The sequence below is a fragment of the Paenibacillus sp. FSL E2-0190 genome (assembly GCF_037992965.1).
Lineage (GTDB): Bacteria > Bacillota > Bacilli > Paenibacillales > Paenibacillaceae > Paenibacillus_AQ > Paenibacillus_AQ odorifer.
Window position 1 is genome coordinate 119,135 of sequence record NZ_CP150306.1, and the last position, 15,315, is coordinate 134,449.

At 46.1% G+C, this 15,315-nt stretch carries 11 protein-coding genes; 9 read left to right on the forward strand and 2 right to left on the reverse strand.

Annotation, left to right across the window (positions count from 1 at the left end; all coding sequences use genetic code 11):
* Positions 1-191 precede the first annotated feature (191 nt).
* Positions 192-2,258, reverse strand: a complete 2,067-nt coding sequence (locus NST25_RS00570) for a PBP1A family penicillin-binding protein (RefSeq protein ID WP_076305518.1) — start codon at positions 2,256-2,258, stop codon at positions 192-194.
* Between the two features lie 181 nt (positions 2,259-2,439).
* Here NST25_RS00570 and NST25_RS00575 point away from each other — a divergent pair, with 181 nt between their 5' ends.
* From NST25_RS00575 to argS, 3 genes are all read left to right on the forward strand, one after another.
* The gene (locus NST25_RS00575; protein ID WP_076130379.1) at positions 2,440-3,624 is read left to right on the forward strand and encodes a hypothetical protein; all 1,185 of its coding nucleotides are present in this window, start codon (positions 2,440-2,442) and stop codon (positions 3,622-3,624) included.
* Positions 3,625-4,249: 625 nt separating this feature from the next.
* Positions 4,250-4,693 (forward strand): DUF1934 domain-containing protein, encoded by a 444-nt coding sequence (locus NST25_RS00580; RefSeq protein ID WP_036679946.1) that lies wholly within the window; start codon positions 4,250-4,252, stop codon positions 4,691-4,693.
* On the forward strand, positions 4,690-6,375 hold the full coding sequence (gene argS, locus NST25_RS00585) for an arginine--tRNA ligase (RefSeq protein WP_248549730.1): 1,686 nt from the start codon (positions 4,690-4,692) through the stop codon (positions 6,373-6,375). Before NST25_RS00580 ends, argS begins: the two co-directional genes overlap by 4 nt.
* A 128-nt stretch (positions 6,376-6,503) precedes the next feature.
* On the opposite strand, the gene NST25_RS00590 is transcribed toward argS, so the two are convergent.
* The gene (locus NST25_RS00590; RefSeq protein ID WP_036679942.1) at positions 6,504-7,670 is read right to left on the reverse strand and encodes a S8 family peptidase; all 1,167 of its coding nucleotides are present in this window, start codon (positions 7,668-7,670) and stop codon (positions 6,504-6,506) included.
* Between the two features lie 460 nt (positions 7,671-8,130).
* On the opposite strand from NST25_RS00590, the gene rpoE reads away from it, so the two are divergent.
* The 6 genes from rpoE (at position 8,131) to rho (ending at position 15,290) form a co-directional block, all read left to right on the forward strand.
* Positions 8,131-8,679, forward strand: a complete 549-nt coding sequence (gene rpoE, locus NST25_RS00595; RefSeq protein ID WP_036679939.1) for a DNA-directed RNA polymerase subunit delta — start codon at positions 8,131-8,133, stop codon at positions 8,677-8,679.
* A 325-nt stretch (positions 8,680-9,004) separates the two neighbouring features.
* Positions 9,005-10,612, forward strand: coding sequence for a CTP synthase (locus tag NST25_RS00600; RefSeq protein WP_076130377.1), 1,608 nt, complete (start codon positions 9,005-9,007; stop codon positions 10,610-10,612).
* Between the two features lie 270 nt (positions 10,613-10,882).
* Entirely contained in the window at positions 10,883-11,269 is a 387-nt protein-coding gene (locus NST25_RS00605; RefSeq protein WP_036679935.1) for a response regulator, read from the forward strand.
* A 207-nt stretch (positions 11,270-11,476) separates the two neighbouring features.
* Positions 11,477-12,331 carry a class II fructose-1,6-bisphosphate aldolase gene (fba, locus tag NST25_RS00610; RefSeq protein WP_036679934.1) on the forward strand — a complete coding sequence of 285 codons (855 nt, stop codon included), beginning with the start codon at positions 11,477-11,479 and terminating at the stop codon, positions 12,329-12,331.
* 188 nt (positions 12,332-12,519) lie between these two features.
* Complete coding sequence (locus tag NST25_RS00615) at positions 12,520-13,773, forward strand: UDP-N-acetylglucosamine 1-carboxyvinyltransferase (RefSeq protein WP_036679932.1); 1,254 nt, start codon at positions 12,520-12,522, stop codon at positions 13,771-13,773.
* Positions 13,774-13,937: 164 nt separating this feature from the next.
* Entirely contained in the window at positions 13,938-15,290 is a 1,353-nt protein-coding gene (rho, locus tag NST25_RS00620; protein ID WP_036679930.1) for a transcription termination factor Rho, read from the forward strand.
* Positions 15,291-15,315: the final 25 nt, after the last annotated feature.

Sequence of the window (15,315 nt, forward strand, 5' to 3'; positions counted from 1 at the left end):
TTACATCATTATATTTTGGTTTCTAATAACTATTATAGCAGTAATTGAGAGTTAAGAGAATGGGGTAAGCATAATAAATAAAACGGTTACATCCCTTATGTGATAAGTGATATTTGAATTTGGAAATCCTGTTGTTACTACAATATATAACTTATAAAAAAAGAAAAACCCCTTCAATATAAATGAAGGAGCTAATTCAACCACCAGCGTTTAATGTTCTTCCATAGGGAACGATTCTCTTCAGCAGGATCTACCTTGCTTTGTGTGTCATCGACAGCAGGAGCGGCGCCAGTTCCATGCAATTCGCAGTATTCGGTGGGCTCAGTTCCACTAATAAAGGTTTCCAGTTCTTTGTCGGGACATGCTGCTGTAGCAAGTTTACCGGATTGCGGATTGACGTATACGCTGACCACTCCATCTGGAATGGGGAAAATTTTTGGAGGGACATTTTCCAGCGCTTTTTCAGTAAATTGGGCGAAAATGGGAGCTGCACGCCGTCCGTCGGTAGTTGCGATGTCGCGCCCCTTGTCGTATCCAACCCAGACTGCCGTTGATAGCTCCGGGGTGAATCCTACCATCCAGCCATCTGTATCCGTAGTGCCGGTCTTGCCGGCTACCGGACGTTTGATTATGGAAGCCACACGATTGCCCGTCCCCCCAGTCTCGAATACCCCCTCCATTAATCGAGTCAGGACATAGGCAGCTGAAGGTTCTACGACGGTTACTCCTTTGGGTTGAGGTGCTTCATACAGGACCATGCCATTTGAATCGGTTATTTTTAGAATGGCTGTGGTCGGCATTTTCTGACCGCTGTTTCCAATTACAGCAAAAGCCGCAGCCATTTCAAGCGGACTGATCGGTGAAGTGCCTAGTGCCAGCGAAGGTACGCTTTGAAGTGGACTGTCAATGCCCATCTTCGCAGCCATTTCGCTCACTTTATCCGCGCCGATCTTCATAATTGTATTAACAGCATAGATATTGTCCGATGCTGCGATAGCTTGCCGCATATTAATTTCACCCAGATACTTATCCCCAAAGTTTCGGGGCTGATACGTTTTGCGGTTGTTATCATAATGAAACATCGTTGGCTGACTATTGAAGACCGAAAGTCCTGTCATCTCTTTGGAAGAGAGTGCGGCCAAATACATAATCGGCTTAAAGGAAGAACCCGGCTGGCGTGTGGTGGCCAAAGCATGATTGTACTGGTTGGTACGATAATTTTTTCCGCCGACCATTGCTTTGATGTAACCGGTGCGAGGATCGATGGATACAAGCGCAGTCTCCAGATCACTAGTTTGATCCATCTCTGTGTCAACGGCATTTTCTGCGGCATGCTGCATGTCAGGGTCAAGGGTGGTATAGACATTTAGTCCGCCTTGCTCCAGCTCATCATTACTGATGTGGAGCGATTCTATAGCCAAATTGCGGATATAATCCCGGAAATAAGGCGCAGCTACAAGCGTATCCTTTTGCCCTTGCGGCTTGAAGTTTAAGTTCTCTTGGACAGCTTGTCCGGCTTCTTCCTGAGTGATATTACCTAAATTCGCCATGACGGTCAGGATGATTCTCTGGCGCTTTTTAGCATTGTCCATGTGGTTGTATGGTGAATAATAGGTAGGTCCCTTTGGAATTCCAGCCAGCATGGTACTCTCTGCCAGGTCTAAATCAGCTGCAGATTTACCAAAATACATCCGTGAGGCTGCTTCAATGCCGTAAGCACCGTGGCCATAATAGATATTATTTAAATACATGTTCAGGATTTCATCTTTGCTGTATTTCATCTCCAGCTGCATCGTATAGACAGCTTCTTTAGCCTTGCGCGTCCACGTTTTTTCATGGGATAGGTAGAGGTTACGTGCGAGCTGTTGAGTTAGCGTACTAGCACCCTGCGACCGGTTCCCCTCTTCCAGATTGACAAGAACAGCTCGTGCCATCCCTTTCAGATCAAATCCGGAATGCTCATAAAATTTACGATCCTCGACTGCTAGTGTAGCTTCAATGAGCAGGGGAGAAATTTGACTTAATTTGACGGGTTCACGGCTGCGGCCGTCTGAGGTAAAGGTGGCAAGAACATTGCCCCGGGAGTCAAACAGCTTGGAGCGCACATCATCGCTAATCGGTGGAAGATCTTTTTGATATAGATAACCGAGCAGAGCTCCGGTGGTTAATACAAATAATATGATCAAGGCTGCCAGCAGCCGAAATAAACGCCGGAAGCGGCTTTTTCGTTTCGGTGGATTCGTTGATTCGCGTGTCATGGCACCAGACTCCTTTCTTTCATATTATGGGGAAGGATCTGGAAGGATATTCATTAGGGATATGGAGGGTAACAAATTGTTTCTATTTTGTGATTGTTTAAGGTAGATAGGGTATCCTCTCTGGCGGTATAACAGAGTAGGGATTGTGAGTAAGGGTATATACATATTAGGAGGTGTCATCATGAAATGGACGAAAAGGATTCATAAGACGACAATAACCGCCCTCTCGGCGACGCTTATTATGGTTTCAGGCTGGAGTGCACCTGTAACTTCTGTACATGCTGCACCAGCACCAGCACCAGCGACTTGCGGCACGGGAGATCACGGCTTGCTACAGGCCCTGCAAAACAAGCATTCAGGCGATGTATCCACACCGCTTAGCTTTTCTGATGTTCAGTTTTTGAATGGGAATATTGGACGGGCAGCAGGTAATGGATTTATGATTGGTACCTCTGACGGAGGTTGCCATTTTCAAGAGATCTATCAAGGCCAATGGAGCTTCAAACAATTCGATTTTCCCGATAATGTACATGGCTTTGCTCTTGCTTCTGTAGAGGAGGGGCAGGCTCAATATTTAATTGGTACCTCTAACGGTGGCTCGGAGTGGAAGAGACTTTCGAACAATGCCGTCAGCTTTGAAAGAATAAATTTTATCGATAGTAAGAAAGGTTTTGCTTATGAGAGAGCCGCCACGTTTTACACCAAAGACGGGGGGCTGAGCTGGAGTAAAATTTCCACCCCACCCAATACACGAGGCGCTTATTTTAGTGACCGGAATACCGGCTGGGCGGTTGTAATCGTGCCGGGAAGCGGATATCGGGTAATGAAGACCACAGATGGAGGGGGAACTTGGAGCCTTTCACTGAAGGCGGCTTTTGCCGAGCCCGAGTTTGGACAAATCTCCGCTAAGGGAGATCAGGTCGCTGTAGTGCTCTATGGCGGTACGGGGATGAGTCAGACCTCCTACTCGCTATATGAAAGTGCGAACAGGGGGAAAAGTTGGAATCGTGTGATCGCTCAGGAAACTGCGGGCGGCGGACCTGCGCCAGGCAGTGGCAAGGCTGAATTCAATAAAGGGCCAGCCGCTGGCAAACCCGGGAACCTGCAGCTTGTGGGAAACAGCACATCTTTTTTAGTGGGATTTTCTCCAGCAGCAGAGAAAGTGGCAGTTGGACGCTCTTATAACGGCGGTAAGCAATGGACTAATCTTCCGGAGCTCGCTGGTTATGACGGGGTAATCTCCTTCACTAGTAATAAAGAGGGCTGGCTCGCCATCCGTGAGCTTGATTACTCTTCCTTGTATGTGACCAAAGACGGCGGAGCTTCATGGGAACGCAGGTTTTCTTTAAAAGTGATGACCCAATAATTCTCTTCAATAAAAAATATAAGGGTCCGAAGTATTGTAAACATCGCAAATAAACAGCAGAGCAGCGATTCTCCGGATACTTGGAGAATCGCTGCTCTGTATTTTTTATCCTTGGTTGCTTGCTTGAATAGTACCCTTATCAGTAGCCTTATCAGATCCCTCATCCTCGGAGGGTTACGGACCCAGATGACGTAATTTGCAAATTTTCGGCCTTTGGGATAGGGTTTCGGACTCCAGTAACACTATTCCCTAGAAAGAGGTTCAAATGGGTTGTTTTTTATGCCAATAGCGACTAAGGGGTCCGTTATCACACCGAATATGGAATCATCCTGCGTTTAGGGTCATCTATGTCCGATAGGTGCTTGGTAGGTGCAAATATTATCGAAGTAAATGATATACATAGAGAATGGACGTTCAAAGTGTGCTTTTAATCATCAATATGGTAATATTTTATGTGCTTATGAAGATATGCTTGATTCTGTATTGAAATGCTTCTTTGAACTGGATTATAGTGTACAATGGGAAAGCGAAATAGGCCTTTGATTAATATAAAAATGTTTAAGCTTTGCCATTAGACGTTTTTCTTATGCAGAATGCAGAGGCTTGCAGAATGGAGGAACGTGTGATGCCTGAAATACAGTCTGACAAATATGATGTCTCTATTACGCTCGTGAGCCTTCAAGATGGTCAGCGAAATGTTATGGAAGCGAATGGAGAAGTAACATCCAAGGGACCGCATCTATATATTCAATATGAAGAATTAGAGCAGGGTCCTCGCGGAGAGGAAGTTTCTGTTCGTACAACGATAAAGATTGCAGGCAATCAACTGAAGCTAATTCGCCATGGCGGGATTCAGTCGGAGCAGAGCTTTGAAGCTGGACGGCGTCTGCCAGGATTCTACCGCTCGCCATATACGCAGTTCAATCTTTCTACGGAAACGAACAAGCTGGAAGTTGTGCGCGAAGGGCGTTCTTTAACGGTTGCCTGGGAATATGATTTGTACGTTTACGAGGAATTGACAGGAAAGTTCGCTATTAGTTTGCATATACAGGAGGAACCGAAATTATGACACATAGTAAGAATCCGTTAGAGCTTGTAAATGAACGGGTAAAAGAAGCCATCGCCGATGCGATTGTGAATGCTGGGCTGGTTGCACCGGAAGAGGTTCCGGATATTGTACTTGAAGTACCAAGAGATAAGGCGCATGGTGATTTGGCTACGAACGCTGCTATGCAGCTGACCAAAATTGCTAAACGTAATCCACGCCAGATTGCTGAAGCTATTATTGAGCATTTGGATACGAGCCGAGCTTCTATTGAGAAAGCGGAGATTGCAGGACCAGGCTTTATTAACTTTACCCTGTCTAAGAATTACTTGTACCCAATCATCAGCCTTGTTGCTGAGCAGGGGGATGACTATGGCCGTATTAATCTGGGTCAAGGTCAGAAGGTTGAAATGGAGTTCGTCAGTGCCAATCCAACGGGTAGCCTACATTTAGGGCATGCCCGTGGTGCTGCTGTCGGTGATGCGCTGTGTAATGTGCTTGATTATGCAGGTTATGAAGTGACCCGGGAATATTATATTAATGATGCCGGTAACCAAGTGGCTAATCTGTGTAAATCCATTGAAACCAGATACCTTCAGGAGCTGGGACAAGAGGCAGAAATGCCGGAAGATGGTTACCATGGTGAGGATATTAAGGGTTTTGCGAAGGAGCTTGTGGCAGAAAAGGGCGATACCTTGCTCGAGATGAGCCCTAGTGAGCGCGCTGCTTTTTTCCGGACCTATGGACTTAATAAAGAGTTGGATAAAATTAAACGTGATCTAGGTCTTTTCCGTGTAAACTTCGATATCTGGTTCAGTGAAACCTCGCTGTATGAGAACGGAGAAGTACTGCGCTCGCTGGACGAGCTCCGTGATCGTGGAGAAGTGTATGAGCAAGATGGGGCAACCTGGCTGCAAACGACAAAATACGGCGATGATAAAGACCGTGTCTTGATCAAAAATGATGGCACATATACCTACCTTACCCCGGATATTGCTTATCACAGCGATAAGTATGGCCGCGGTTACGATAAAATGATTAACATTTGGGGCGCTGATCACCATGGTTATATTCCGCGGATGAAGGCGGCAATGTCAGCCCTTGGCAATGATCCTGAGAAGCTAGTGGTTCTGATTGCTCAGATGGTCAGCCTGTTCCAGAATGGTGAAAAGGTCAAAATGTCCAAACGTACCGGCAAAGCGGTTACGATGGAAGATTTGATGGAGGAAGTAGGGATCGATGCGATTCGTTATTTCTTCACCATGCGCAGCATGGATTCTCATCTTGATTTCGATATGGATTTGGCGATCTCTACTTCTAATGAAAATCCTGTATTCTATGTTCAATATGCGCATGCGCGTATTTGCAGTATTTTCCGTCAGGCAGAGGAGCAAGGGATTTCTATCACTGATTACGCTGAAATTGACTTCTCCAAGCTGACAGCAGTGCATGAATATGACCTGCTGCGCAAAATTGGTGAGCTCCCGGCAGAAATCGCTGTTGCGGCTGAAGGTTATGCTCCACATCGCCTCATTCGTTATGTATATGAGCTGGCTGCGATGTTCCACAGTTATTACAAAGCTGAACGTGTAATTACTGAGGATGCTGCTCAAACCGTGGCGCGTCTTGCTCTGCTTGGCGCAACACGTACTACTATTGCCAATGTACTGCGTCTTGTCGGAGTTTCTGCACCGGATCGCATGTAAATCAACAGCAAACGACAAAAAATCCGCCTTCCGGTTTCCTGGGGGGCGGATTTTTCTTTGCTGCCGATCTTCGCACCGGCATCAGCTGCGCTAACGTCAGAGTGACCCACCCGGTGCCCGGGCGGGGTCTACACGTTCGCGGAGACCGAACGCTTCGCCCTTACTCCTGCTCTCAGCAGGCGTAGGGCATCGGCAGAGCCGCCGCCTAGGGATGCGCGGCGCTGCCCCTTACGCAGCCGCACCGGGGACGCGGTGCGGCGCAAGAGCAGCTTCAGCTCCCTTGGCGTGAGGCCCGGTCGCAGTGCGAGCAGCAGTGCGGCGGCTCCCGTGACATGCGAGGTCGCCATGGAGGTGCCGCTCATTTCTTTGTAGCCCTCCTTCAGCCAGCAGGAGGGCACGCCTTCGCCGGGCGCGTATACATCGATATATGAACCGCGATTGCTGAAGCCGGCAACCCGGTGTCTTTTATCGATGGCGCCCACGGCTATCGTCTCGGGATAACGTGCGGGATAGTCCCCGCCACGTTTGCCGTCATTCCCAGAGGAGGCAATGACGGCGATTCCGGCCCGATACGCTTTTATAACCACATTGTGGAGCGCCTTGCTTCTAGTCTTCATTCCAAAGCTCATATTAATGACGTCGATTCGGTTCTGGACACACCAATCAATACCTAGCACAATATCGGATACATAGGCTGATCCACTATGATCAAAAGCCTTGACTGGATATAGCAGCGCTCGCGGCGCCACTCCCATCATTCCGCGATTCCCCCCTGCTGCCGCTAAGGTTCCGGCGATATGAGTTCCGTGCCCATTATCATCCAGCGGCAGCATTCCGCGGTGTAGTAGGTTGACTCCAGTGGCTAATGAATGCTTCAGATCGGGATGACGGTAATCCGCGCCGGTGTCAATGACGCCGATTTTGACGTGAACTCCGGTTGATTTAGACCATGCCTGAGGAGCATGAATCGCTTTCACCCCCCATGGGAGCGCTGCGATTCCGCTTTTTTCGTTAGCTATGGAATGGATTTGGATTTGCAGATCGTCTTCGACATTTAGAAGGTCTGCAAATCGGTTCATCAGCTTTCCGGCGGCAGCGGGCACGAAGAAGGCCCGAATCAGCGGAGATACCTGTACTTGCCGCAGCTCGGGCTGCTTTGCTTTTAGAGCCTTCCATTGGGAGAAAGCTCCGGCATACTGGCGGGGATCGTTGAAGGTAAGAATACGCCGCTCACCATTTTTGGGGGCAACCGATATTTCTTCAAGAAGCATGTTCCAAAATTTGTAATAGTCCATAGGTTTCGCTGTCCCTCCTCGGTGCCCTGCTGCCATATTGTATGAGCGGAGGGAGGGGTCCGAATGGGAACTTGCCCTTTTTTAAGGAAATGGGCTGCCCAGCGTGTCAAAAGACGGCGCTTTACATAAAATAAACAGAAGAGATTAAAACTCTCTTTGTAACATCCCGTAAGGAGCCGATCCTTGGCGTGGATACAGTCATGCGCGGAGGTCTTCCTCCGCCTTATTAAATCCCATTTCTAAAAACTTTGGGTGCGGCGAACCTTGCTACAATTACATATCAACTCTTCTTGATGAAGACAGGTTTCCTGTATGGATAATAAGCAGGAGGCTTTTTCTGTTGGACGGTTCTTGCATTTGACTTGCATTTTGTTGTTAAATAGGTTTTACTTAGTTTTGTTAATGGATATTATTGAAATAAACCGTAATGTGAACAATGCGTGAGAGGAAGTGTCCTTTAGTGAGTACGCCACTCAATTTAAAGCTAGACCCTGAGAAAGTTAAAGAAATGCCAATGGTGGATCTTGCCTTTCTGGTGCTTAAAGCAGCCAATACACCGTATTATTACCGTGATCTGATGGTCGAGGTAGCCAAGTTACGCGGCATGACCGATCAAGAAAGCCAAGATACTATTGCCCAGTTATATACCGAGATTAACATTGACGGGCGTTTTGCCTGTGTCGGAACCAACCTTTGGGGACTGAAACGCTGGTATCCTCTTGAGCGCTCCGATGATCCGGTTGGTAACACTAAACGGGTGCGCATCATCAACGATGAAGACGATGATTTGGAAGATGACGATTTTGCTGATGAAGAAGAAAACTACACAGCTGAAGAAGAGGATTTCGACGCTATCGATGAAGATCGCGACGACCTCTATTCTGACGACGACAGCGAAGAAGAAGTCGACGAAGATGTCGTGATCGATGAAGATGACATAGACGAAGACGATACGGACGAAGACGATGCAGAAGATGGCGACGATGAAGATTCCGAGGATGACAAGTAAGATCAATAATCTGAAGAGTCTTGTCTGTGGCATAATTCCTCCCTTGACAGTGGGGGATCGTCAGAGTAAACTATTGCATGGGCTTATCATGTAAGTTAATAAACGTGTTTTCTAAAATAAAAAGTGCCCCGGTTCTACGGGTGTCACTTTTTTGTTTTTTTAGATGCAAAGTAGCTGTAGATTAATGGAATTTGAGGGATGACCGTTTATGTTTTCCCCGGTGAATTAAACTTTTGATTTCCCCTGTTTTGATCATAGTAAAACGGGTTACGATAAACACCATGTGCCGCTTTTATGTTTGGACTTTATTTAGGAGGGTTTTACAGTGACAAAGTATATTTTTGTAACGGGTGGCGTTGTGTCTTCCCTGGGTAAAGGCATTACCGCCGCTTCGCTGGGCAGGCTGCTCAAGAACAGAGGTCTAAAGGTAACGATTCAGAAATTTGATCCGTATCTTAACGTAGACCCTGGAACAATGAGCCCTTACCAGCACGGAGAAGTCTTCGTAACGGATGACGGTGCAGAGACTGACCTTGACCTTGGGCACTATGAACGGTTTATTGATATCAATCTGTCGAAGAACAGCAATGTGACGACAGGTAAGATCTATTCATCCGTAATCAGCAAGGAACGTCGTGGAGAGTACTTGGGTGGAACTGTACAAGTTATCCCGCATATTACGAATGAGATCAAAGAACGCGTGTTCCGCGCGGGCCGCGAGACCAACTCTGATGTTGTTATCACAGAGATCGGTGGTACTGTAGGGGATATTGAAAGTCTTCCGTTCCTGGAAGCGATTCGTCAAATCAAGAGTGATATTGGCCGGGAAAATGTGATGTATATCCACGTAACCTTGATTCCTTATATCAAGGCTGCTGGAGAAGTGAAGACGAAGCCGACACAGCATAGCGTTAAAGAGCTGCGCAGTATCGGTATTCAACCGAATGTCATCGTGTGCCGTACGGAATATGAGCTTTCCGCAGATATGAAAGCCAAAATCGCACTCTTTTGCGATATTGATGCTAATGCTGTTGTGGAATGCCGCGATGCTTCGACGTTATATGAAGTTCCATTGAACCTTCGTGATGAAGGATTGGACGAGATTGTTGTTAATCATTTGAAGCTTACAACACCTGCGCCAGATATGCGCGAATGGGAAAGTATGCTTAGCCGGATTCAGAAATTAGAGAAGACAGTAGAAATCGCAATTGTAGGTAAGTACGTAGCACTGCATGACGCTTATTTGAGCGTTGTTGAATCACTTTCACACGCAGGTTTTGCTGCGAATGCAGAGGTTAAGATCCGCTGGGTGAATGCAGAGGAAATTACGGATGAGAACGTGGACGAAATGCTGCGTGGTATTGGCGGTATTCTTGTTCCTGGTGGTTTCGGTGATCGGGGAATCGAAGGTAAAATCTCCGCTATTCGTTATGCCCGTGAGCAATTGATACCTTTCTTTGGCATTTGCCTTGGAATGCAGGTTTCTGTAATTGAATATGGCCGTTCTGTTCTTGGACTACAAGGTGCAAACAGCTCCGAAATCGATCCAAATACACAATATCCATTGATTGATTTGCTTCCTGAGCAAAAAGATATTGAAGATATGGGCGGCACTATGCGTCTTGGGTTGTATCCTTGTAAGATTATTCCGGACTCTCTGGCAATGTCTTGCTATGATGATGAACTGGTATATGAGCGTCACCGTCACCGGTATGAGTTCAACAATGCTTACCGTGACGAAATTGAAAAAGCAGGACTGGTTATCTCCGGAACTTCTCCGGATGGCCGTCTAGTAGAGATCGTAGAGCTTCCAGAGCATCCGTGGTTCCTCTCGGTTCAATTCCACCCGGAATTCACTTCACGTCCGAACCGCCCGCAACCGCTATTCCGTGAATTTGTCAAAGCCTCTTTGACCCATTCCGAGCAGCAATAATTTATACACAGACAGAAAGAACCCTCGGTTCTTAAATAATCGAAGAGAGCCTTCATCCGAAGGCTCTCTTTTTGTATTACCCTTTAATAGAAATATTGTAACTGACATTTATTTCATTTTAGACTCTTTATTTACCCATTTTATCCAATTAGCAGGATTTGGACAGTAAAGCACGAATAATAGGTTTCGTATGGAGTAGTTTCTAAAGGGGCCGGTCGCTGTGGAGAGCGCGGTATAGTCAATCTGCCTTAATTTCTGGGAGGGTATCGTATGGAAAAGAAGAAAGTATTAATTGTCGATGATCAGAATGGGATCCGGATTCTTCTTATGGAAGTGTTCAATAGTGAGGGATATACAACATTTCAAGCGGCTAACGGAAAATTGGCATTAGACATTGTTCGCAGCGAGTCACCCGATTTGGTCTTACTCGATATGAAAATACCGGGAATGGATGGACTCGAGATTCTGAAGCATCTAAAGGAGATCAATCCGTCCATTAAGGTCATTATGATGACGGCATATGGTGAACTGGACATGATTAAGGAGGCGACCAAGCTAGGGGCGTTAATGCATTTTACAAAGCCGTTCGACATAGACGAAATGCGCGTAGCGGTAAACATGCATCTTCATAACAAGTCTGTGGATCAATGCAGTTAGAACGGTGATTTCTGTATCGGTCCTATTTCGCGTGGTGACTCCGAAGAGGATGAGTGTAATTGTTATATGGGCTGGATAAAAATCGTCCCACCGGGACATTTTTTTGTTTACCCTATTTAGTATTTGACACAGGATGTGCTATAATAAGCCTGTATGTGATGTCGGTTTAAAAACATAGCCAACCAACATTCTTAGGAGGATGAAACCATGCCATTAGTATCTATGACAGACATGTTGAACAAAGCACTTGAAGGAAAATATGCAGTAGGTCAGTACAACATTAACAACTTGGAGTGGACTCAAGCTATTCTTGGTGCCGCTGAACAAGAAAAATCACCAGTAATCCTTGGTGTATCTGAAGGCGCAGCACGCCACATGGGCGGCTTCACTACTGTTGTTAAAATGGTTGAAGGTCTAATTATTGACATGAATATCACTGTTCCTGTAGCTATCCACCTTGACCATGGATCTAGCTTTGATAAATGTAAAGCAGCAATTGATGCTGGATTTACATCCGTAATGATCGACGGTTCCCATCACCCAATCGATGAGAACATCGATATGACTAAAAAAGTCGTTGAATATGCTCACGCTAAAGGCGTTTCTGTAGAAGCTGAAGTAGGTACTGTTGGTGGACAAGAAGACGACGTTATCGGCGGCATCATGTATGCTAAGCTTGATGAGTGCGTACGTATTGTGAAAGAAACAGGTATCGACACCCTGGCTCCTGCACTTGGTTCCGTTCATGGACCTTACCATGGCGAGCCTAACCTCGGATTCAAAGAAATGGAAGAAATCCGTGACGCTACTAACATCCCAATGGTTCTTCATGGTGGTACAGGTATTCCTGAACATGACATCAAGAAAGCCATCTCCCTGGGTACGTCCAAAATCAACGTGAACACTGAGAATCAAATCGTGTTCGCAAAAGTGGTTCGCGAAGTTCTAGCTGCTAAACCTGATGCTTACGATCCACGTACATTCATCGCACCAGGCCGTGATGCAATCAAAGAAACCGTTATTGGTAAAATTCGCGAATTTGGATCCAACAACAAAGCCTAATCATTGTAGCTTCCGCCTCAGGTGGACAAGCAATTTGTTAAAGGATAGGGCTATTACTCTGTCCAGTTGAATAGTTTGATGAGGAAAGCACACCGCTTAGCCGGTGTCTTTCCATTTTCATCACTAAAAGTCCACAGCACGTATTGCCCACCCAGCTGCAATACACGTAGGGGGAAATTGATAAATCTATGGAAAAATTAATGATTGGCGGTGGACGTCCGCTAGAGGGCGTTGTAACCATCAGTGGAGCAAAGAATAGTGCCATCGCGCTTATTCCTGCGGCAATTTTGGCCGAATCTGAAGTTGTTCTGGATAATTTACCGTCCCTTAGTGATGTAGCCGTTTACTCCGAAATCTTGCAAGAGCTTGGCGCTAATGTATCCTGGTCAGGCAATCAGATGAGAATTGACCCTTCACGTATTGTATCTATTCCAATGCCCAATGGGCCGGTTAAGAAACTTAGAGCTTCGTATTATATGATGGGAGCTCTGCTTGGAAGATTCAAAGAAGCGACAATAGGTCTTCCTGGTGGCTGTAATTTTGAACCTCGTCCAATTGATCAACATATCAAGGGATTCGAGGCTTTGGGAGCAACAGTTACCAACGAACATGGTTCTATCCACTTATATGCAAAAGAGCTACGCGGTGCGAAGATTTATCTGGACGTATCAAGCGTAGGTGCCACTATAAACATCATGCTGGCGGCTTCACGAGCCAAAGGCTCTACAATTATTGAAAATGCGGCTAAAGAGCCTGAGATTATAGATGTAGCTACCCTATTGAACTCTATGGGCGCTGTTATTAAAGGCGCTGGTACAGAAACCATCCGGATCGAAGGGGTCTCGGAAATGCACGGTTGCCGTCATTCCATTATTCCCGATCGGATTCAAGCAGGAACTTATATGATTGCCGCTGCGGCTACGCGCGGTAATGTGTTGATAGATAACGTTATTCCTAAGCACTTGGAAGCCTTAACAGCCAAGCTTTTAGAGATGGGCGTGGATATTGAAGAGCTTGATGAAAGTATCCGAGTTATAGGTAGAGCTAATTATGAACATGCAGATGTTAAAGCACTGACCTATCCTGGATTTCCTACAGATTTACAATCTCCTATGACAAGTATGCTGACACAGGCAGAAGGGGTTAGTGTGCTTAGCGATTTCGTCTACAGCAACCGCTTCAAGCATGTGCCAGAGTTGGTAAGAATGGGCGCAAAGATTCGTGTTGAAGGCCGATCTGCAATTATTGAGGGCAGTAAACTTAATGCTGCTAAAGTAAAGGCAGCTGATCTGCGTGCGGGTGCAGCCCTTGTCATTGCCGGGTTAACAGTAGAAGATGGTATTACTGAAGTGACCGGCGTAGAGTATATTGATCGTGGTTATGATAATTTAGTGAGCAACCTTCGGCAACTTGGTGCTCATGTTTGGCGTGAGAATGAATAATATTAGGATATCCCGCTTGGAAGGAGTATTAATTTGCGGCCAAACCGCATATTTCCTTCCATTTGGGGTAATACTAACCTAATGAGCATTTTAATAGAATCATATTTTTGCCTAGTAGATAGACTAGGAAGAACTCATTTAAAAATTGAATAGGTGGTTATTACATGGATCTTCAAATTTCCGATCTGGAAGAAATGAAGCTGACCGAGTTATATAAGCTGGCCAAGAAATACCAGATTCCTTATTACGGACAGCTGAAGAAACGGGAACTGATCTTTGCGATCCTTCGGGCACAGGCAGAGCAGAGCGGTCTCATGTTTATGGAAGGCGTATTAGAAATTTTGCCTGAGGGCTATGGATTTCTTAGGCCGATTAACTATTTGCCCAGTGCTGAAGATATTTACATCTCAGCTTCACAAATTCGTAAGTTTGATCTCAGAAGCGGAGATCTTGTGTCTGGTAAATGTCGGACACCAAAAGAAAATGAACGATATTTTGGCCTGCTTCAAGTCAATGCAGTTAATGGCGAGAACCCTGCTAGTGCAGCGGAGCGTCTTCATTTTCCAGCATTAACACCACTTTATCCGCAAGACAAGCTACCGCTTGAAACATCCCCTACTCATTTGTCTACCCGAATAATGGATTTGCTCGCTCCTGTAGGTTTGGGGCAGCGGGGTTTGATTGTAGCACCTCCAAAAGCAGGAAAAACGCTCCTCTTAAAAGAAATTGCCAATAGTATTTCCACTAATAATCCTGAGATTGAGCTCTTTGTATTGCTGATTGATGAACGTCCTGAAGAAGTAACCGATATGCAGCGTTCTGTAAAAGGCGAAGTGGTTGCATCGACGTTTGATGAGCTTCCAGAGAATCATATTAAAGTGGCTGAGCTTGTGTTGCAAAGGGCACTTCGTTTAGTTGAGCACAAGAAGGATGTAGTTATTCTTTTGGATAGCATTACGCGTCTGGCGCGTGCTTATAATCTGGTGGTTCCACCATCTGGACGTACACTTAGCGGGGGGATTGACCCGGCGGCTTTTCACCGGCCGAAGCGGTTTTTTGGTTCTGCACGGAATGTGGAAGAAGGCGGCTCATTAACTATTTTGGCAACAGCATTAATAGATACTGGCTCACGTATGGATGATATTATATATGAAGAATTTAAGGGTACCGGTAATATGGAGCTTCATTTGGACCGCAAATTGGCGGAACGCCGGATATTCCCAGCTATCGATATTCGTCGTTCAGGTACACGTCGCGAAGAAGTGCTCTTGAGCAAAGAAGAACTGGATACGATTTGGGCGATTCGCAAAAATATGAACGAGTCCTACGATTTTGTGGAGGGATTCATCAAAAAGCTGCGTGATACGAAGACTAATGCTGAGTTCTTGGCCTCCTTTGACGTTGCTGGGGCAAAAACAACACCAAACGGGACTGCAAGTAACGGAGGCACCTCCAACAGCGGTACAGCTGCTCGTCGTACCACACGGGCGAAGACACCTTCAGTACCTACAACTTGAGAATTGATAATAAGAGGAGACTAAC